At 38.2% G+C, this 21381-nt stretch carries 19 protein-coding genes and 2 pseudogenes; 12 read left to right on the forward strand and 9 right to left on the reverse strand.

Features of this window, described 5'->3' with window-relative positions:
* Positions 1-184: 184 nt before the first annotated feature.
* The 3 genes from bcrC to bcrA are packed head-to-tail and all read right to left on the reverse strand — an operon-like array spanning position 185 to position 1415.
* Positions 185-529: a quaternary ammonium compound efflux SMR transporter BcrC gene (bcrC, locus tag MKY22_RS16620; protein ID WP_341086184.1), complete on the reverse strand. Its 345-nt coding sequence runs from the start codon at positions 527-529 to the stop codon at positions 185-187.
* A gap of 17 nt (positions 530-546) precedes the next feature.
* On the reverse strand, positions 547-864 hold the full coding sequence (bcrB, locus tag MKY22_RS16625; protein ID WP_255178789.1) for a quaternary ammonium compound efflux SMR transporter BcrB: 318 nt from the start codon (positions 862-864) through the stop codon (positions 547-549).
* Positions 865-875: 11 nt separating this feature from the next.
* Positions 876-1415: an efflux transporter transcriptional regulator BcrA gene (bcrA, locus tag MKY22_RS16630; RefSeq protein WP_255178790.1), complete on the reverse strand. Its 540-nt coding sequence runs from the start codon at positions 1413-1415 to the stop codon at positions 876-878.
* A gap of 499 nt (positions 1416-1914) precedes the next feature.
* On the opposite strand from bcrA, the pseudogene MKY22_RS16635 reads away from it, so the two are divergent.
* From MKY22_RS16635 to MKY22_RS16650, 4 genes and pseudogenes are all read left to right on the forward strand, one after another.
* Positions 1915-2373, forward strand: a pseudogene (locus MKY22_RS16635) (DNA/RNA non-specific endonuclease); the annotation flags it as partial.
* 325 nt (positions 2374-2698) lie between these two features.
* Positions 2699-3001 carry a hypothetical protein gene (locus tag MKY22_RS16640; RefSeq protein WP_341090404.1) on the forward strand — a complete coding sequence of 101 codons (303 nt, stop codon included), beginning with the start codon at positions 2699-2701 and terminating at the stop codon, positions 2999-3001.
* A complete protein-coding gene (locus MKY22_RS16645; protein WP_341090407.1) occupies positions 3002-3523 on the forward strand; it encodes a hypothetical protein in 522 nt (173 codons plus the stop codon).
* A 221-nt stretch (positions 3524-3744) separates the two neighbouring features.
* Complete coding sequence (locus MKY22_RS16650) at positions 3745-4731, forward strand: Abi family protein (RefSeq protein ID WP_341090410.1); 987 nt, start codon at positions 3745-3747, stop codon at positions 4729-4731.
* A gap of 127 nt (positions 4732-4858) precedes the next feature.
* On the opposite strand, the gene MKY22_RS16655 is transcribed toward MKY22_RS16650, so the two are convergent.
* On the reverse strand, positions 4859-5671 hold the full coding sequence (locus tag MKY22_RS16655) for a polymorphic toxin type 44 domain-containing protein (protein ID WP_341090413.1): 813 nt from the start codon (positions 5669-5671) through the stop codon (positions 4859-4861).
* A 112-nt stretch (positions 5672-5783) separates the two neighbouring features.
* On the opposite strand from MKY22_RS16655, the gene MKY22_RS16660 reads away from it, so the two are divergent.
* On the forward strand, positions 5784-6071 hold the full coding sequence (locus MKY22_RS16660; protein WP_047392391.1) for a hypothetical protein: 288 nt from the start codon (positions 5784-5786) through the stop codon (positions 6069-6071).
* A gap of 684 nt (positions 6072-6755) precedes the next feature.
* The gene (locus tag MKY22_RS16665; protein ID WP_341090418.1) at positions 6756-6956 is read left to right on the forward strand and encodes a DUF6290 family protein; all 201 of its coding nucleotides are present in this window, start codon (positions 6756-6758) and stop codon (positions 6954-6956) included.
* Positions 6957-7169: 213 nt separating this feature from the next.
* Here the strand turns inward: MKY22_RS16665 and istB (MKY22_RS16670) are convergent, their stop codons facing one another.
* The 5 genes from istB (MKY22_RS16670) to MKY22_RS16690 all read right to left on the reverse strand — a co-directional run bounded on the left by istB (MKY22_RS16670) (position 7170) and on the right by MKY22_RS16690 (position 14041).
* Entirely contained in the window at positions 7170-7871 is a 702-nt protein-coding gene (gene istB, locus MKY22_RS16670; protein WP_341088992.1) for an IS21-like element helper ATPase IstB, read from the reverse strand.
* Positions 7872-7882: 11 nt separating this feature from the next.
* On the reverse strand, positions 7883-9319 hold the full coding sequence (gene istA / locus MKY22_RS16675; RefSeq protein WP_341090422.1) for an IS21 family transposase: 1437 nt from the start codon (positions 9317-9319) through the stop codon (positions 7883-7885).
* A gap of 1031 nt (positions 9320-10350) precedes the next feature.
* Entirely contained in the window at positions 10351-11109 is a 759-nt protein-coding gene (istB, locus tag MKY22_RS16680; RefSeq protein WP_341085887.1) for an IS21-like element helper ATPase IstB, read from the reverse strand.
* Positions 11109-12644: an IS21 family transposase gene (istA, locus tag MKY22_RS16685; protein WP_341090426.1), complete on the reverse strand. Its 1536-nt coding sequence runs from the start codon at positions 12642-12644 to the stop codon at positions 11109-11111. Before istA (MKY22_RS16685) ends, istB (MKY22_RS16680) begins: the two co-directional genes overlap by 1 nt.
* Positions 12645-13033: 389 nt before the next feature.
* Complete coding sequence (locus tag MKY22_RS16690) at positions 13034-14041, reverse strand: hypothetical protein (protein WP_341090429.1); 1008 nt, start codon at positions 14039-14041, stop codon at positions 13034-13036.
* Positions 14042-14848: 807 nt separating this feature from the next.
* Here MKY22_RS16690 and MKY22_RS16695 point away from each other — a divergent pair.
* The 6 genes and pseudogenes from MKY22_RS16695 to MKY22_RS16720 form a co-directional block, all read left to right on the forward strand.
* The gene (locus MKY22_RS16695; protein WP_341090432.1) at positions 14849-15496 is read left to right on the forward strand and encodes a hypothetical protein; all 648 of its coding nucleotides are present in this window, start codon (positions 14849-14851) and stop codon (positions 15494-15496) included.
* A gap of 98 nt (positions 15497-15594) precedes the next feature.
* Positions 15595-15834, forward strand: a complete 240-nt coding sequence (locus MKY22_RS16700) for a hypothetical protein (protein ID WP_341090434.1) — start codon at positions 15595-15597, stop codon at positions 15832-15834.
* Positions 15835-16381: 547 nt separating this feature from the next.
* On the forward strand, positions 16382-17953 hold the full coding sequence (locus tag MKY22_RS16705) for a glycosyltransferase (RefSeq protein WP_341090437.1): 1572 nt from the start codon (positions 16382-16384) through the stop codon (positions 17951-17953).
* A 95-nt stretch (positions 17954-18048) separates the two neighbouring features.
* Positions 18049-18672 (forward strand): hypothetical protein, encoded by a 624-nt coding sequence (locus MKY22_RS16710; RefSeq protein ID WP_341090440.1) that lies wholly within the window; start codon positions 18049-18051, stop codon positions 18670-18672.
* 71 nt (positions 18673-18743) lie between these two features.
* Positions 18744-20651 (forward strand): N-6 DNA methylase, encoded by a 1908-nt coding sequence (locus tag MKY22_RS16715; protein ID WP_341090442.1) that lies wholly within the window; start codon positions 18744-18746, stop codon positions 20649-20651.
* A gap of 188 nt (positions 20652-20839) precedes the next feature.
* Positions 20840-21381, forward strand: a pseudogene (locus MKY22_RS16720) (CDP-glycerol glycerophosphotransferase family protein); the annotation flags it as partial.

Consider the following 21381-nt stretch of genomic DNA (forward strand, 5'->3'; position numbering starts at 1 on the left):
ATTTTGAGACAAGTCATACAAAACACTAAATAGCTTTATTTGACGTAATTTCGATTATATCTCAATAGATTAAACCTTATTGTACAAGGTTTCCTGCTTTATCATTGTAAATCCGTATAATCCTGATGCTGCCCCTCTAAGAAGTAAGATGTTCTCATACCAATAAGGAGCTCATACCATTTAATTAATGAGAAGTGCTTGTTTTCGTGTCAGCAGATCTTTGATTAAGTATAATTACTCCACCGATAATCATAACTAAACCAATAAATGTAAGAATGTTAAATGGTTCATTCCACACCAAAACACCTATTAAAGCTGTCAGAGCTGTTCCTACACCTGACCAGATTGCGTAAGCTAAACTTAAAGGCAAAGTTTTTAAAGACAATGATAATGTATAGAACGCTATGAAGAAGCCAATTGCTACTCCAATTGTGGGGTATATATTCGTAAATCCTTCAGATAATTTCAACATAGATGTTCCGAATATTTCACCAATAATCGCAATTCCTAATGCAACATACCCTTTCATAATCCATCAACCTTCCTTTAATGAGACAATTTAAGTACCACAACACCAGCTATAATGATTAGTAAGCCAAGTAATATTTTTAGATTAAACTTTTCTTTCCAAACAAGAATACCAACAATCGCAGTAAGAGCAGTTCCTGCACCAGACCATATTGCATAAGCAGTTCCTAACGGAATGTGTTCTAATGCTTTGGAGAGAAGGTAAAAAGCACTCCCCATACCTATTACTAAACCAACTGTAGGGACTAATTTCTTAAAGCCATTTGATGCCTTCATCATAGAACTTCCGAATACTTCAAATAAGATTGAGCCAATTAATAATACATATGGATTCATGTGATATCCTCCTAGGTTGTAGATTCAATTAATTTTTCGATGATTTTTTCTCGTAAGTCAAAATTGATTTGTCCCAACTTAAAGAACTCGGAATAATAAAGACCATCGAGGGTAAGCCGAATTGTTGTTGCTAGTACAGAGTCAATACCATCCTCATCAATTTTTGATTGAATATACTCGAAGTGGACGAGGATGTTTTCTGTAACAGTATGGTTCAATTTCGAAAAAGAATGAGATGCTATATTTAGAACTTGAGAATTGTTTAAATCATCAGTGTATGCATGTATTAAGGCGCGAGTCCATTTTCCTTTTTCTATAGGATCATTCTCAGCTAATTCATTAAATCGGTATACAAAGTCTTGAAAAATTAGTTCAGTTATTCCAGCATATAATGCTTCTTTTGAGGGGAAATGATACAATAAACCACCTTTGCTAACATTGGCTTGCTTTGCGACTGCTTCTAATGTCAAAGTATCAAAATCGTTTGAACCTAAGAGTTCTATTGCAGCATTTAGCAGATGCGCTCTTTTGTCCTGTCCTTTTGCTGACATGATTACCCTCCTTTTGTTATTCCATGAGATTATTATACCGTCCGGACGGTTTTTTGTCAAAATAAATTTACCTTGAATTTATTTTGATAGGGATGTTCCAGAATCTAAGTTTGTATTGTTTCTTAGAAAATGATTCTGTTAAAGGGCGCTATTCTGACATATGAACCAGCGTCCTTATTACATATAAGAAGCGCCATTGTTGAAGAAGCGCCTCAAAATTCAAGATACCTTAGTTCATTAAAGATTTATAAAGTATGCAAAATCATTCAAAATAACGTTCCCAAATAAAAGTTTGGACGCAAACGAAAATCCTAGAAATCTTGCTTAAATAGTATTTCTTGGATTCATTAAGGTTGTAAATACGCATCTTTCTTACACTAACCCTACGATAAAAGTGTAGGAATTTTAAGTTTTGTTCATCATTTAGTTTTGTTCATCGCTCAAATTGAGGTGTATCAACAGATAAAAGGTTTTATCTCTTAAAAGAATATCCTATACCGGTGGCGTCTCGAACGCCTACAACATCACTCCACAGGATAGTACTTTGAACCGTCATGGTGATCAGGCGTACATGGAGGACGTCATCCGCAAGGCGGGTGGTGCGACAAACTTCGAAGCGCAGATCACCTATCCGGATGCGTCTACGATGATTCCATCCGCGTATCAGTATACCTATACGGTCCGTGGAAACACCGTCGTCGACCGGTTCAAGAACGGCAATCCGGACGAGACGAATGCGGCACTCGGTCTGACGAAGAAGAATACGAAACAAGAACCGGTAGCGAAATCAGCTTCTGGTACAGCGACCAAGGATGTCTCGCGCATCGATACCGATGGGAATGGTCAAGTGACGATCCAGGAGGCGAAGGATGCCGGCTTCGCGATGCCAATCACGGAGAAGCACTGGCTGTACCAATATATGCGGGACAACGACCATGATGGCATGGTCGGAGAATGAATCTTTAGTCCAATCGAATAGCTGAAACATACTGAAGCAGTGACGAGGTACTCGTCGCTGCCTTTTTTATCTCCCCGGAACAATGAAATTGATGAGGTGTCGAGAAGTAGATTGAATACGAAAGAAATGAGCACTACAATAAGAACGTATGATCTTATATAATATCGCTAAAGACTATACTTTTATGCAAATTGATTTGTAATTTTCAATATATTATGTAATTCAAAGATTTAATACCATCTACAATTGCCTAGGTTTTATATTTGTCTATCATCGGTATTGGCAAAGAAACTAGGGAATCTATAGTCTAGGAGATGAAGAAAGTATGATTAATAAAGAATTATCAAACAAGTTTCGCTCTAACATTAAAGAAGTGCAAGATTCCCTCTCAAAGATTGCTGAGATTCAACTACATCAAATACGTGAAGCTACTAGAATTATACAAAAGTTTCTTGATCAAATAGACTTAGAACTTCTTGAACAGACTTTTATTGATTCTTATGGCTATCTCGGTAAGCAAGCCGAGATAGCAGCAAAACATAATCTCTTTCTGAATATAAATATGCTCGATGACATGACACTACCTGAAATACCAGATGTCTTAAATTCAAAGTGGATTATAAAATGAATGGAAATACACTATGATGAAAAGGTTGCTGAATTGATATCAGATAATTCTTGTTTCGGAGACACGACGATTCTATTAAAACAATCATATAATGCTTATTTAAGAGAAGATTATGCTATAAGTTTTATAACTTTATATCCTGTAATCGATTCGTTCGTTTCACATTGGTACACAAGTATTGATGGAGAGGTAAAGATTTCACCTAACAAACATATCAAGTCACTAGAAAAAAAAGATAAAGATGATATAAAAAAAGCACATAAGAAAATCAAGGAAACTCTAAACTCAGGAGAGCGTAACGCTTTGGAACTTCTCTTTATTTCATACGCTTTACATGCGTATTCGTTGATGAATAGTAATAAAGGACATTATGGCTTTAAAAGACACCATGCTTTACACGGGAGTTTGCAATACACAAGAATACAGCGACAGGACTGTATAAAACTTTTCTTTTGTCTATATTCTTTATATTGTTCTCGCGATATACCGAAGAATAAATATATGAGTTTTGATGAAAAGTGATTAAACTGAAGTAAGCACGAGTGCCATGAAACAAATTGATGCATCAACCTAGTCTTTTGAAGGATTTGACACGCTGTCTATCGTATCCTATACTTAAGTTAATAAATGAGCAGGCTGGATGATCCAGCCAACAACGGTCTCTTACCTTTTGGTGAGGGACCGTTTATCATATCAACCCTACTTTAACTGAAATATACTCTGTCACTTCAAGGAGCCGAACTATGCCGAAAGCCGAGAAGGTTTTTACCTCAATTACTGATCAATTGAAACTACTACAACAACGTGGTCTCATCATCGATGATCCCGTTTTTGCAGAAGAGTCACTCATTCGGACGAGCTATTATGAAATCATCAATGGGTATAAAGATCTTTTTATCGAAGTGGATCAAAAAGAAGAGCAGTTCCTGTCCGGCACGACGTTTTCCGAACTCTATTACCTCTACGAATTTGATAATGCTTTGCGTTTCGAGATGTTAGCTGCTACATTGAGTGCTGAGAACCTCCTACGCTCCGTCATCGCCTATGTTTTAGCCGAAGAACATGGACATAAAAGAGATACATACCAGCAAAAACACAACTATAATCAAGGGAAAAAAATTATGCATGGGCGCTTTAAAGGATACTATGAACGGGAGTTGTTGCTTCAATTTTTTGATGAAGTGTATCAATCATCACATCAACCGATGAAATACTATCGCGAGAACTACCGCGATCTTCCACCTTGGATTCTCGTTAAAGGACTGAGCTTCGGCAACCTGCAATATCTATTCAAGCTCATGCTACCTTCTTCGAAGACGAAAATCATTGCGCGTGCAACCGGTTTGAATCCGGAGCTGATCACGGAACAGACGAAACAAAGTTTTGCAGAGATATTTGATATACTCGTCGCCTATCGCAACTGGGCAGCACATGGAGGACGCGTGTATAATCATCGCGTCAAGAAAAAACTGACATTTGGTCCTACACATGCTGCGTTCAATCTATCTCGCTCCGCGTACCAAAAACATCGTTATGGTCAAAGCGATATTTTGAGCTTTATTATCGCGCTAACACAGCTTCGCGATCGTACCATCACGGAGCGATTCACTCAATCCATCACTAAAGAAATGGTAGACTATCTGATTCGTTTCCCTCAACATCAATCAAGTTTACTCGAACAAATGAACATCCCGACTTCACTTTTCCAAGAATTGCGACATCGCTCCTGACTTACTAAATTGACAAAGTATATCTATTTAAAAAAATCTATTCTATCTTCGCTTAATTGAATTCTGATTTTAAGCATAAAGAGAGAATACCTAATTGGTTTTCTCTCTTTTCCTTCGGGCATAATTATTAATTTTTTATCCCGAGATCTTCTAATTCAGAATCGTAAGACGGGTCATCTAGAATTTCTTCAGCCGTCTCTTTCGCTTCTTTTATGATACTTGTTCTCTCCTTTAACGATAGCTGACCTAAAAATTGACTTTCAGTCATTCCGTTTGGAAATGCAGACCCCTCTGATGTCCCACTATTTTCTTCAATATTATTAAGGGATGCAAGCTTCATCGAATTAGAGTCATCTCCCTTAACCATGAATGCTTGAACTTGCATGTTTGAACTTGAGGATTTTGTAGGTAAGTTTTTGTTATTATAGTAATTGATTCCTCTAATTATACTTGTCTGATCATTAGGATCATCAAAATATGATTTGTACCATTTAATTTTGGCAGTTTCACTAAAGATTTGTACAGCACCTGCAGCAGTTTTCAATTGAGTAGTAGTAAAGCCTGCAAATTTCCCTACATAACCATAATGCATATTCCCTAAATCTTCGCCTTTCATTGTGCGACCACCGAAAACGTATCTTTCGGTCGCTCCATAAGCATGCTTGTAATCCCATGGTCCTCTACTCTTTACTTTGCTAGCAAAAAAACGACCCGTTCCAACAGGAAAAGTTATATCTGCAATCTTATATTGATAAGCTCTTGCAGCATTTTTTAACATGATCGATGAAAATGAAGAAGTCACGTTCCCTCCCGGATTTACTACACCGTAAGCACTTACCGTTCCTTCAGCAGATTCTGCTTCTTCAGCTTTAACACTTGAATACGAACTTACTGTAATAGCTAACAAAGCTAAAGACGATATTAAAATACTTTTTTTCAATTTAAGCTCCCCTTTCATTGGTATATGCTATAGGATAAAATTATTAATAGAAATACTGTTTTTTACAAAAGGAGTATATCTATTTTTAAATATTTGTAAGAGGAGGACAGAAATGAAAAAAAGTATTTTTACTTTATATTTAGCAACAATCTTGGTATTTTTCTTTATCTACAACTCATTTTTCAACAAGGATTTTCATTCATTCTTTTTAGACAATTTTTCAATAAACCCTGTTATGTTTTCAATCTTTCTAAGCGCATTTTTTGTTTTGCTTTCTTTAGTAGCAATGTTTAAAACAACTATAAAACAAAAAATTGGGCTTACAATTAATCTCTTGATTAATCTTACTTTTATGATTATTACTTTAATCATTACATTAATTGCATTACCATTCTCATAAAACATACTAATCTTTAATAAAAAACAGAGAACTTCATGCTTATTCAATTCAAAACACCATGCTAAATACCTTTAATTGAACTGAAAACAGAGTGGTAGGAACTCGCAGAAAACCCTTTTTAAGGGTTTTCTTATGTTTAAAGATTTCGGTATACTGAATGAAAAAAAGAAGACCAATATTAATATCACTTACACAACGTGTTTCCTCGCCGTCCTATGTATGGTGGGGTGCACAAGATTCGATAGAAAAAGCGATACAAACAGGATGACGCTTTTACGTAAAAGACTGATAAGAAGAATGACTCCGATCACCAACCAGAAAAAATAGCTGGCGCTAGTAAAATCACGCCAAAAACTGATTCTGATCCCTCAACGGAATCAAAAACGAAGACTGTGAAGAATTCTTTCACGGGATATAAAAAGATTACGATTGATGGTGAAGACCTGTCTGATGATAGTCAGACGAACGTTGTCGTCGAAATCGAGTTCGGTGACCTATATTAATGATCGTTCACGAACAAGCACAGTCAGTCGACCGTTTCATCTCGAAGAAGATCTCCTCCAAGATGATGCAACGGAAGGCGTAACAAGTGATGAGCGCTAGTACTCTAATGAATGATAATGGAGCTGATGAACATGATTGCTATTCAGCTAGAATAAGGAAATATACCTCATTAAAGAATGTATGAAAGCAAAGAACATGACTACTTCCGCTCTCGTGCGAGACGCCGTCCTCGAGCGCATCGAGGACGAAATCGACCTGCAATTCCTTCCTGACTTAAAAGCAACATACCGCAAACAATTAAAAAAAATTACTTTTGACGAAGTGATGATTCAATCATGTCTCAAGAAGACAAATTTTCTCCAAATGCTTCATGATGTCTAGATGAACTAGTGTCACCTCGTGCTGCTGTTCCATCGGTGATTACCGCTTGATTACCATCATCTCAATGAAGAATATCCTTACTTGATTCTGGAAATTTGATATTGTCATTCCATTGTTATGGATAAAGCAAAATGGAATGCTCTTGCACGAGTGTATTTTGCAATAGGTTTGTGCAGTGAATTGCAGAAAAAAGTACAGAACTTTGCCAGGCATTCAATTTCTTGATAATGCGTGAGTGACACGATAACTGTCACCCGTGAAGGTTAAAATGTGCGCATGATGGATCACGCGATCGACGAGTGCTGACGTCAATCTTGGATCTGCGAAAACACGATTCCATTGACTGAATTCTAGATTTGAAGTGATGATGATGCTTTTCTTTTCGTACCAGTCTGTTATGAGATGGAAAAGGAGCTCTGCTGACTCTTTGGATAATGGAAGATAGCCCATTTCATCTAAGACGATCAGGTCCGCAGAATCGAGACGTGCGTGGAAGCTACTCAGCTTTCCATCACGCCATGCTTTGGTGAGTTGCTCTACGAGCTCCGAAACACGAAAAAACCGCACCTCCTTTCCTTTACGACAGGCTTCCCGTCCTAAACCAATCGCAAGATGTGTCTTCCCAGTGCCAGGGGCACCTGTGAGCACCACGTTTTGTTGATGATCGATGAAAGAGAGCGACATTAATTCTTCTTTCTTGAGATGACGGGGAAAGTAAATGTTGTCATGCCAACGATAGTCTTCGAGCGATTTGTTATTGATGAACTTTGCTTTTTTTATAAGTCGCTCTGCCTTCGCTTCTTCACGAAGCCTCATCTCCATTTCAAAAAGTGTCAGGAGAAACGTCTCGGACGATTCCATCGGAATCGTTTCGTAAATTTCAGCGACGTAAGCGAGCCGAAGGGATTTGCACATCTCTTTTAGATTCACGACTGCACCTCACTCTGCCACGGTCGATTCAAACTGTCATACTTGCTCCAGTCGACATCGTAGGGGTGCTCTTCGATGTCAGAATAGGCATCGCTTTGGCTCAGTAGCTCATACAATCGTTCATCGATTTCAGTGATTGAATGCAGGACTAATCTAGACCGTAGCCATCCCAGTCTTTCTTTACGTATCATCAGATTTTGGATGTTCAGATACTCTCGAATTCGTCCAGGGAGGTACTCCGCGTGACGTGAATGACCATAACTACGTGGCTTTTTGTACCATTCGTTGAGAATGCTTTCCCAAGGTAACGCCCGTTTCGTCATCATATAAGGTCGTTTTTCTTCGTACAGGATTTCTCCATGACGAGAAATGATTTTCATATCGTCCCATTTTAGGATTGCTCTCACTTGTCCATGTCGGGAACCCGATGGAACGAGAATCTTTGTTTGATCGATGGTCACTTCTCCATATTTGTTCACCTTCAAGAGTTCCTCTCTAAACACTGGAAAATCTTCTTCCGGCAGTCGAAGGAGGTGCTTCTGCTCTTCCACAACGAGATCTTTGATCCGTACTTTCTTTTCGTAATGGATACGTTCCATGTCATCCCTGAGGGATGATGCGAGGCGCCGATTCAACGACTCGAAGTCATTCATGATAGGAGAAGGAACTAGGAAGTTGTAACGGACATAGCCGACCTTGTTTTCGACGCTTCCTTTCTCATTCCCACTGTACGGATTACAGCTTTGAACCTGGAAACCATAGTGCGCCACGAATTGCTGAAAGGCATCCGTATAAACGGCTTCTTCTTTTGTTGTCCGTACTTTAGCGACAGCTGCCGGGAGATTGTCGATTCGTAATTGTTGCGGCACGCCTCCGATTTCTTCGAACAGTCTCTTCAATCCGGTCAGGAAACATTCCTGGTTCTCTGCTGGTAATGCAACCGCAGCTGTTCGATTGCTATATGGCATGGATAGGATCAAGCAATGCACATCGACCGCATGACTATCCTTCACGACTTCCATGACACCAAAATCTACTTGTGCTTCTCCGGGAGGGTGGGCCAATCGTTCGAATCGACTATCGTTTTCTACATCGCGACCTAGTCGCCATTCTTTTATAAATTGACAGACGGTCCGGTAGGACCCTTCAAATCCATATGTACATAAGGTCTCATATAGTTTTTTATTGGTTCGCCGTTGTTTCTTTTTCATCATCGCATCTTCCTGTAGCCAGTCCTCAATCATCTCGCCCCAACGGGTGCCATACATCATGCCTCGCTTGGAAGAAGAACTTTCTTTTGGTAGAAAAGACTCATCGGCATATTTTTTAGCAGTTCGCCAGTTCAGGTTAAGATCTTTCGCGATTTTATTGATGGAATAGGATTTATGGTTCCTTAAAAATTTGATACAATTGATTTCGGACATTGTTAGCATTCCTTTCATCTCCTTAACGTTCTTGTTTCGCAACTTAAACGTTAGGATGAAGTTGTGGGTGCTGGCAAGTCCTTTTCTTTTTTCGCAAAAGGAGTGCAGAACTGTGTACGTTTCCGTCGCACAAGTCTGCACTCCTATTCTGCATTACACACACGAGTAAGCGTATGAGCGTTCACTTTGCTTTTAAAAGATTGTTATGTATACATTGTTGATATCTATTTATTTAACTTTTTTATTGCAATAGATATCGTTTTAACTGTCTGTCTTGGAATGCCTCTCTTTATCCATGTACACTTCTTCACAGTATTTATATAAAAAACCAAAGAAAAGACGTACCCATTTCGACATCGAAACGTATACATCTTTTCCTTTGATTGCCTCTCGCTTCATATTCTATCTATGTGTTCATAAAAATGGTTCATGTCCGAGGACGAATAGACTTGAAAAACTTTCAAACCACATTCCGCTTCACGATATAGTGTCTTTGTAAATTCGTGCAAAAATCATTCAATGTATGTTGACGGATCAATACTTCTTCTTCGTCGTAGTTAATGACATGTAGATCAGCATCTGTAATCACTTCAGGATATTCTCATCATCACTACAAATCAAGTCAGCGCTAAATAGGCGAGCTAAAACAAGGCTATGAACCTCTCCTAGATTGCTTGTGTGTTTGAGTGGACACCCTTCTCGTATTTTCTTTTTTGTCGAGTTGTTCAAATGCTATTCGCACTTCTTGCAAGTATACAAATAGAAATCATATAGTGTATCAGTTTCAACCGATACGTCGCCTTCCGGATTAAATAGAGTCCATCTACCTTACGCTATCAGTACATCAACTTTTTCTCTCACTGAAGAAATTTTTAGTTCTTCTAATACTTCAACATGAATAAGGATACGTCGATACAAACGATTCAACCAATCAAAAACAGCAACTTGCCGAAAACTTGTTGTATGGATGATGATGTTTGCATCAATGAATACAGGTGTCGACGTCAAGTAGAAATTGACGTTTTCTGCTCGATTGATATTTACACTTCTGTTGAAAATAAATTCTTACGATTTCTCATGCGATGACTGTCGTCATCGCTATGAATCACTTCGACACGATGTAAGAGACGGTCTAATATTGCAGTTGTGATTCCTTGATCACCAATTAGTTCGCCCCATTGATCCGGACTTTTATTCGAGGTTAGAATAATTGAGCTTCGTTCATACAGATGATTGATAAGATGGAAGAATAGATTAGCTTCTCTCTGATCCATCGCCATATACATCAAATCGTCAACGATGACGAGATCGGATTCTCTCAAACGCTTTAGTTGAACTTTAGACTTATTAGAAAACTCCTCCGATTTCAATAAGTGAATCAACTCACCCATCGTAACGAAAAATACTCTGTATCCACGTTGGACAGCTTCTAATCCCAAGCCGACTGCTAAAAACGTTTTGCCGACGCCAGGCGGACCGAGTAGGATTAAGTTATAATGCTGCTCGAGCCAACTCAATTCGATCAACTGCTTCAATTGTCGGCCCGTCAGGGCCGTTTGTTCATCAATTTTAAATTCTGATAATGGCTTCAAAAAAGGGAAGCGAGCCCATTTCATACGTCTTTCTAAGCTCTTCGCTTCTCGTTTCTCCCGTTCATGACGTGTGATGGCTTCGAGAAACTCTAGATACGTCCAAGATGATTTCTCAGCTTCTCGTAAAATCTGTGGAAGCGCATCGGCGGTCTCCGCCAATCTCAACTGTCTGAACTGCTGTTGTAAGTCTGTCACGGTCTGATTCATCACACGTCTCCTCTCAAGATACTGACATACGTACTTAACGGACGTGTGTTCACTTGGATATCAGAAACATGTTTTCCGATGGAATGGACACGTGATTCCGCGATCGGACTCGTATTCGAACTCAGGTAACGTGCGACGTCTCGAAAGTCATTCGCGCTGTATAGCTTCTCCTGTGTACATTTCTCGAGTGACTGGTCCAATTGCGGACCATAGTCATGGATGACATTTTCGATGATCGCTAACTGCTCACGCTTGTAGCGCGGAAATTTTTTGCAGAGTTCTTCCAAGTAATGCGTGGCTTTTTCCTCATCCGTAAAGTGGCCGGTCAGATGTTGTTTAAGCTCGTCGATGCCATGTGAACGATCCCTTAGATGATGACGGCTCTGAATCAATTTCCCTCTTTCTGAACTGACGGGATGATCCGCAATCACTTTCCCTTCCGGCTGTGTCCGGATGAGCAGTCGGTTAGCGTCAGTCAACTCGATAAAGACGGTGTTGGCCGCATAGGAAGAATAGGTCCCGAGAGGGACTGAATAACGATTGGAACGGTATCGAATCGTATTGTCCTTGCTAACGTTCCTTGCTATACTCGACACATGGGTACTTTCATATGAGAGTAACGAATGGACCGGTTGTAAGTGTTGTTTTTCGAAGGAGAACACTTCAGCTGGTCTTTTTTTCGTTGTCTGATGGACATTATGATTTCCTGTCCGTGCTAGCCACTGCGACGCCCGTCGATTCCAATCTTCGATGTTCGAATACACACGGCTATCCGCAAAGTTTCCTTTGATATACTTGACGACGTTCTCGATCATTCCTTTAGATTCTGGGTCCGCACGCCTGCACAAATGGACGTTGAATTTTCTTTGCTGCACATATTGTTGGAATTCAGAGGTCAATAGGAGTTCACCTGCATTTTCACTGACCGCAATCAGATGATCTTGATCGTAGACAATTTCGGTTGTCCGTCCGCCGTAAAACTGGAAGGCATTCTCATGACAACGTATAGCGTCTCGTGTCGTGAATGGTCTGTTCTGCCACTCCATATACTTCATGCGAGAGTGAGCGAGCACGAAAGCGATGAAGTATAACTTGATTTCTTTGTTACTCTTCGTTCTTTGCTTCGTTTCTCCCCAGTCAACTTGGAGTTGTTTTCCCATCGGTTGTTCAGGAATCGCCTCGTATTGGCGTACCTTCCGTTTTTTATCGATTTGATTTACTTCGCGTATTTCTCTGACATACGTCCTGACGGTGCTTCCACCGACTAGAAGTTCCGGATATCTTTCCAGTAACCAATCATGGATTTGAGCGCTGCTGAGGTGTGGGAACTCCTCTAACCAGGCTACTATCCAGTCTTTGTACGGATCCAACTTTTTGACCCTCGATTGCGATAACTCTTCTGAATGACTTTTCACTTCTTCGAAAGTCATGTTCAAATACTTATAGACCGTAGGTCTTGAGATTTTAAGTTCTTTTGCAATTTGAGCAATCTTAAATTTTTTTTGATATAACTGATGGATTTTGATATGTAGCATTAACTTTTCCTCCAACGTTTTTCCCTCCAGATCAAATAATGACAATCACTATTTTACTAGAGTTCTAAATAAATTGAGCAAAAGTGTAAAGCGTCATCGAGCAAAAACCGTCAACTAAATTCTAGCGGTTACAACAGGTTCCTTAATCATTTGTTGAATCCTCTTGTAAAGCATGCATCATCTCTTTTTTCAACTCTTTTGCTAGTATAGGTTGATAGACAGAGAGTTTGTTCGCTGCACTTAGGCGCGTCACGCGTTTTTCTTATACCTTTAATGTATTTTGGTTAATTTAGTTATAAAAAAACCCTATAGAAGTTGGTAGCGAAAACCAACTTTTATAGGAGTTCTTTAGTAATTTCTTTTATTCATATCTACATCATATAGACTCATCATTTAGATGTATTGTAATCATTGAACGTAGCAATCATATCCTGCTGAGTCCCATCACTACGGTTAGTATTGAAATACATTGTTCCATTATCGAAATCAACAGCTTCTATTTCAAAAAGACTGTACGCACTACTCGTGACTCGGAAAGACAAATCATTATTTGTATACAATACTTTTGAGAACGGTTCTGTTGTTGTGTTTTTTTGCTCGTCTATTGTTTCAGAAAGATTTAATGAATAAGTAGTGACGACACTTACATTTGAGGCGTTTCCATTTGCATCTGGCTTTGCCATAGGAACATACAAATTGCCTTCATAATATGAAATCCCTTGCTGAATATAGTCTGTAGTATCTACTGTGCTACCATCAATCACAGCACGAGTATGATTTAATTTAAATGTTGCCTCATAATCAAACTTTCCTGTAGCATCATTGAATGTTCCAATAAAGAAGCGCTTCCCAGACTTGACAATAAACTTTTTATAGCCGACTGAATAGGTAATACCACTAATTGATAAATTTTCACCACCATAGTTTAAAACATAACTTTTATTCACATTGTATGTTCCTGTTGATGTATTCACGGCAAGTTTAACGATTTTGTTTGCATACTTAATACCATCTTCCATCGGTGCTACGTACAAATCTACTGTAGTATCTCCTGCATCTGCTACAACTGCTAAGTCATTCGCGTGCCCTAAGTCAGAGCTCGTCGATCCGGTTGTTGAATTTTTCAGCAACTTCGTTGTTCGATTACTTTCTGTACTACTCAATTTAGTTAAAAACAGTTGCGTCGTTTCGCTTGTAGCATTGAACTTGGCTGTAAAGATGTTGTTGTTGTAACGATCAACAGTCATCCCTTGCATAGAAGTATTATAGCTTGAACTATTCATTGGTTCGTACACTGTATATGTATTAAAATAACCGGACTGCGCAAATACAGGAATTGCGCTTAATGAGAGACTTGCTACTAATGCAGCGGAAAGAATTTTTTTGTTTTTTAACATTTTAATCCACCTTTTGTTATATATTGATTTAGACACTCCTTTACTTTACAAAAAGAACAATCTAATCTCAATAATTATTTCATATGAAAAGTTAAATTTAAGCATTTTATTTTATGAATCATAACTTTTATATTAATTTAGAGTTATTTTATAAAAAAATTTGTCATTAGTAATCCAGCTTCAATATTAAATGATTACAATTTGCTTAATAAAAAAGCTCAGCCAAAATAATTTGGCTGAGCTTTCGCTTTACATATGTCAGTTTATACTTTGGAATTAGAAACACTACTTAGTAAGAGTTAAGTAGTGAAAATAAAATACAAAATGGTTAGTATTGCGAGTATAATTGAAAACTTTATTAATTCTCCGTTCATGACTCTCATTATAATATTGCTATTTTTGCCTTGCTTGTGAGTATGAGGCATAAACAAACCCTCTTTCCCAAATAGAGTATATATTTTCAGTGTACTTTTATTTAGGTTTCCGATCCGCCAACAGACAAATTATAAGCAAAAACACAGGGATAAGAAAAATCAGAAACGTGCTAAATCCGTAAAACATTTTAACACTTCCTTATCCTTCAGCATTATTAAATAGTAGCTTATAAAAACCACAAGATTTTATTGAACGAATATAAGTTAATTATACATATAACAGTTAGAAATTTTCCCATATTAAGATAATTTTTTTAAAGTGAAATACATAAAATTACTTCTTTCAGTATTTAAAAGTTGATAGAATTGTAATCAATAGTCTTTTAATTCTGTATTAACGAAAAAGTTCATAAAAACATCAGGAGTTGATTTTTTGAATAATTATCAAAAAGTATCTAATACAAGCATTGCAAATAAAGAGCAAATCATCGAACTAGTAAAAGGATTGCACCTTATTCATAATGGCATAATGAAAGCGTCTCACTATGACAAGCTTGCTAGTAATCTACCTTATCCCACGCTATCTCAAATTAATTCTCTATTTGGTTCTTGGAGTAATCTGTTACTTGAAGCAGGTATTGTGACATCAGACAGTTTAATGTCATTACCAAATCTCGATAATACTACTATTAAAAAGCAAAGACTTAAAAACTTTAACGTAGAGGACAGCTTGAGGCTCTGTTCAAATACGTTTGGAAATCGATTCACCATTAAAGATTACACTAAAGTACGAAAACAAAACCCTAAGATGCTAAGTATAAATTCAATACTTTATCACTACGGTACTTGGAAAAATGCTTTACAAATGCACGGCTATAATTCGACTCGTTCTTTCACAAATGATGATTGTTTGCTAGCAGTTGAAAAAGCTATTCTTGACATGAATACTACAGCTTTTCATATCAGTAGCACCATGTATGTGAACTGGCTAAAAGAGCATCCGGAACACCCTTCACTCACAACTTTGATTGCGCGGTTTGGATCATGGAACAATACTTTAAATCTACTTAAGAACCGTTAAGAATTTTGAATGTATCTTTACTATTTTGATTATGACCATTTATTTTTGTAAGCGTTACCATTATACTATACTTATTCTCTTTGTAGGAGTTGGTTATAGTGGAGAAAGCGATTAGTCATTATACGAAATTTAAATGTCCTCGTTGTCGAGAAAAGTTTAAAGAAGAAATTCTTATTCAAGATTTACATAGTATTTCTTATGAAGAACGTAGATTGGGACTGGAAACGCATTACGATTTTTCATCTGAGGTAGCTTGTCCAAATTGTCATCATCAATGGATGCTCGAAGGAGAGTTATGGGAGTATCCAGAGGGTATTGTAGACTCTATTGAAATTTAATGAGGAATCACTTCATATAAATTTATCGCTATGATATTAAAGACTCTTGTTTCATTCGAGAGTTTTTTTGATTGATTTTTCGCATCTACAGTAGACAAACTTTATAATACCTTATGAGAAACACAACGAGTTTCGCGTTAAATTGCTTGTCTTACCTACTTAAGTATTTTTTGAGATAGAGTTTAATACTCCTAAATTAACCGTCTCGGAAGTGTTGTAAGGATGGAAATGTATTATCATTTTGTACTTGAAAATAATCAGATCGATTAAATGAATAAGCTATAGAAAGCAAAAATATGTTTATTTTTTCGTCTAACCAAAAAGCATGCGGAATTTCCGCATGCTTTTTGTCATTAAGTCATATCTATAGATTTGAATATGATATATTAAATATTGTGTTATTTCCTAAACTCGGTACTTCTCTTTATATAGACGAGTTAGAGGCAGTACTGATATCTGAACATAAACAGTCTACAATTACTAATACCTGAAGCGGACTTTCATCCAATTAACTAAAAAAATGTAAGCGTTACAAAGGAGAAACATCATGAAACGTGATCTTTTTTTCACCCTCAATACCTTAGCGCCTCAGCGAGGCGGTTTATCAAAAGCTGTCATTAAGAGAGCGAATGCTATTATTCAAGCAGAACCTGAAAGAAATATTACTTTCGTCACACTTGGAATTCAACCTGCTTTGGAGACCATTCAACAAGAAATGGTAGAAGCCAAACTCATCGATCCACGAATTAACGTCGTCAACGTGATCAATTTTTTGGCGAATCGAAGTCCGGAAAAAGGATCAACGGTCTCCTCAAAAACAGCTTTGCTTTCACGATGGGAAAAACGTTATACGTTGTTTCTAGATAGTAGTCGTGTCGAAAAGGATTCTTATCGCATCTTTGATAACGGATCTTATATTCGATATGCACGATTTGATAAAAATGATCAGTTATCATTTATCGACTATTTTTCTGATAACCGACATCGTTTACGACGTGAGGAATATTTAGAAAATGGACAATTGGCACAAACCATTCATTATTCAATTACATCAAATAAGCCCGTATCTCGATCGTTTTTCCATAGTAACGGGACTTGTTATCTAACGATTTGGCATAAAATTAATTCAACGGACTGGAGCCATCTATTCTATTTTGAAGCGGGTCAAGAGAAACAATTTAACGATCCTGCTCAATTTAATACTTTTGTATTGAACAAAATCTTATCCGCTCATGAGTCTGTCCTCATTTCTTCAGAATATCGGGATCGATTACCCAACTTGCCAAAGAAAAATTTAGATGCTACTATCCTTGATATTAAGCATCCAAATATCAAAAAAATCGCTTTCGGGCATAGTAATCATTTCGTTCCACCATTCAACGAAACGGCTGCTGTGAGTGGTGTTTGGGATACGCTTTTCGGAAGAATCGATGAATGGGATAAAGTCATCACTGCAACGAGTCGCCAGCAACAACATATGACTGATGCATTTGGTCATGCAGACACATTCCATGCCATTGCTCACGGAGTTGGAATGATACCAGAAACGGATTACTCTGTTCTACCTGATCCAAATCCAAATCGCTTTATCGTTGTCTCTCGCATTCAAGTGAAGAAAGACGTCGCGGAGAGTATTCGTGTGTTGCGGCACATCGTTGATCATAATCCGAATGCTTATCTTGATTTTTATGGATTTGGTTACAGCGATCAACTCGAAAAAGATTTGCATGCCTTAATCAAGGAGCTCTCTTTAACAAAGCATGTCCATTTCAAAGGATTCGTTACAAATATTCAAGAAGCTTATCGCGGTGCAGTCGCGACAATCTTTACGTCTCGGTCAGAAGGCTTTGGTATGGCAATCCTTGAGAGTATGGGATACGGTGTTCCTGTCATTTCATATGATATTTGTTATGGACCAAGTGAAATTATTGAGAACGGAAAGACCGGATATATTATTCCTCCTGGCGATACAAAAGCGTTCGCAACGGCTGCAATCCAGTTAATGAACTATCCAGACTTACGGAGACGGATGGGCGAACTAGCCCTTCAATCTGTTCCCCGTTTCTCGGATGAAGTCTTCACAGAAAAATGGATTAAATTATTAAATGAATTAGATTGAGAACTAAAAGCCTCCTCGTGTTGAGGAGGCTTTTAGTATCACATCATGTACTTTAAAGAAAATAGTATCAGTCTTAGGGAAAGGAGCGATTCATTATGTCGGACGATTTTGGTAATCAGCGACAGCGTTTAATTGAGCTCATTCAAGGAATATATCAACTACGTCAACAACCCATGGATGCCAATCGATATAAGGAGATTGCAGCACAACTCTCATTTCCTTCATTAACGCAAATTGAACAAGTATTTGGCTCTTGGGATGCTTTATTACAGGCGGCGAATCTTCCAGTGAAAGATAATTTAACGAATCAAACAAGACGCCCTTATACCAACCGAACTCGCTCTATTTGGTCCGCCGAACAAAGTTTCTCTTTTTACGAAGAACAAAGGGGAAAGTATATTTCGATTCGAGAGTATAAAGAACTTCGTCAACATCATCCTGAGATGATCAGTCCTAGCACAATCAATTATCAATACGGTAGTTGGAAACAAGCCGTTCAACATCATGGATTGATATCAACAAAACAATTTACCCACGAAGAGTATCTAACAGCCTTAAATACAGTATACGAAAAATCGCCTGAGAAGTTTAACAGTAATACCTATACTTTGTGGTCAAAAGGAAAACGTGCTCCCTCCCTTACCTCCATCTTTGTCCACTTTAAAAGCTGGGAAGCCGCTTCTACTGCGTTAATGGAGTGGCGCACTAACAGAGAATAATGAATAGACTCTGATATTCTAGTAAGACTATATTAAAACAAATACTTGTTTAGAAATGGAGGTCACATTCTATGCCACGATCTCATGAAGAACTGCTATTGACAGAGATTGAGTTTTTCCACTCTCGATTGAGGCGCTATTTTGAGCCAGAGGATATTATCGCTTATACCTTGTCATTATTCAGTATTCAATTCCATACGTTGCAACACCCTCAATCAAAAGTAAATTTATCTAGAGTATTAAACGTTGTAGCGCTCGATCAAGCTGATATGTTAACGCAAGTCTTTAAGCAAATGAGATTAGAAACATCTTTACCGGAAGAGCTCTATACAGCGTTAGAGATTGATTGGCACCTTCTCAATCCAGAAACACTGAACGAACTCGTAGAACGTACCTCACAAATGTCTCTATCGTATTTTCCGGCAATTGTTGAACCCTTATTTCAATATGAAGTGCATCAACCCGGTAATAGTTTATTAGATCATAGTACACCACTGTTTTTACGTCGCTTAATGACACGGTTACTTCAAGTCCTTCCAGGCGATACAGTATACGACGGGACAGCAGGTTTTGCCGGAAATTTACGATCCGTTTTAGATCAAGGACTTTCCACTGTTTCGATTTATGGTGAAGAAACGCATTCGAAAATCTGGGCCATCGGAAAGCTTAGTCTCTTTTTTTATACTTCACATACATCTGCCATAACGTTCAAGCAAAGTGATGTCCTGTTACATCCGGCTTATCAAGAACGAAACCAGCTACAGCAATTTGATCGTATTCTTACAACACCACCAGCTAATTTGCGCATGATGGAGTATACAGCTAGTATCTTAGCACAAGATAAGTGGGACCGATTTCCTTATGGAGAACTGCCTCGGAAACATTTGGACTTCGCCTTTATCCAGCATTCCGTCGCTACGCTCAAGTCAACTGGGCGGGCTGTCTTATTAGTATCGAACGGTGCTTTATATCGAGATGGGAAAGAACGGTTGATCCGGGAGCAGTTAATCGAAATGGATCTCGTTGACACGGTTATCACGTTTCCTGCTTATATCATGCATGGCTTTAGTGATCCCGTTAGTATTGTAGTGATTGACAAACAGAAGAATACGTCACGAAAAGATAAAATTCAGTTTATAGACGCGACGAACTGGATTCCACTTACGTATGCAAAGACAGAGGATTTAGAACAGGATTTAAATAAAATGATGGAGATTACGATTCATCCAGAAAAACACACCTCCTTTGCACGACTGGTTCCAAAATCTGATATTCAATCAGGAAATCTGATTCCTAGTACTTACCTAGAAAATGAGTCTATTCAAATTGATAAGGATGAATATCAACTTGATTTTACAAAACTAGAGAGCAAGGATTTCATAACACTGAATCAATTAGGAAAAGTTTTCTCTGGACTGAATACGACTTCTAAAAATGCAGTCGAAACCTCCCCAGACATGACCTCTTACCGCTTGATTCAATTGAAGGATGTATATGATGATCGTTTGCACCTAGAAGAGTTAAAATCGATTGAAATTCATCAGCGTAGCATCGAACGCTATATCCTTCAAGAAGGCGATGTAATTATTAATGCACGTGGGCTACCAACAAGAATTGCAGTTGTTCCTCCACATGATCAGACACTGATTCTATCTCAAAATTTCATTGGTTTCAGACCAAATAGAAACAATCTATCCCCATATTTTTTGAAGTTCTACTTAGAGAGTCCTATCGGTCAGTATTATTTGTATCGGGCACTGTCCACTAATACGACGACTATTTTATTACCTAAGTTGTTGCAGAACGTTCTTTGTCCCGTTCTCCCGCTTTCCTTACAGCATGTGTACAGTAAAAACTATTACGGAGCATTGGAAACGTACTACACGCAAGTCGAATCAGCTAAACAAGCGCTCCAACAAGCGCGGCAACAATTTTATGATAATATTCATATCAGTACAGCTTTTTCAAAAAGGGACTAAGTATTAGAGATGATATAAAGCTAGAAATAGTAAATGAATAGTAAAGATTTTCACGAAACATATTACGAGTAGATAAAAACAGACTGTAAATTCATTAAAGCGCAGTCTTGGATCTGTGAATATGATAAAATCCAATGTAAGGATAACGTTTTCATTAGTACTTATTTTGTAGGAGGTTTCTCATTTCAATGCTGTTTAAATCTGTTCTCCGGGTGCTCCAATTCGGACATTCCGTACTTCCGAAGAAACAAAAGAAACTTAAACGATCGGCATTAAAAGAGTCGTTACAGATTCAATCTTCGCCGACAGACTATACGCTATCCGGTCAATTGAACGATCCATTGCTGACGATCACGTCCTTACGTATTCGTGATCGATCGCAAGAGATGGTCCTTGAAGTGCCAAACCAATCGGACGATCATCGCTTCACCTTTCAACTGTCGCATACGCTCGTCTCCCAACTGAGTCAGCATGTTGCTCAGATGCAAGAAGAGGCGGACGTTCCGACGATCGAAGAAGACGGTCTCGCTGAGATTGAGTCCGTCGAATCCGAGCAAGACACAGCCTATCCGGTCGGTCGTTTTTCGCTTTGGCTTACGTTCACGAAAAAAGTCGAACACCTCACACCGGAGCAATTACAGAAATGGGAATCTGACGGCTTACCGAGTCATGCTACGCTCGACGCGTCTGTCTTCACCCGTGAGATTCTGCTAGGACGTTTCCTTGATAC

This window comes from Exiguobacterium sp. FSL W8-0210 (assembly GCF_038006045.1).
Classification (GTDB): domain Bacteria; phylum Bacillota; class Bacilli; order Exiguobacteriales; family Exiguobacteriaceae; genus Exiguobacterium_A.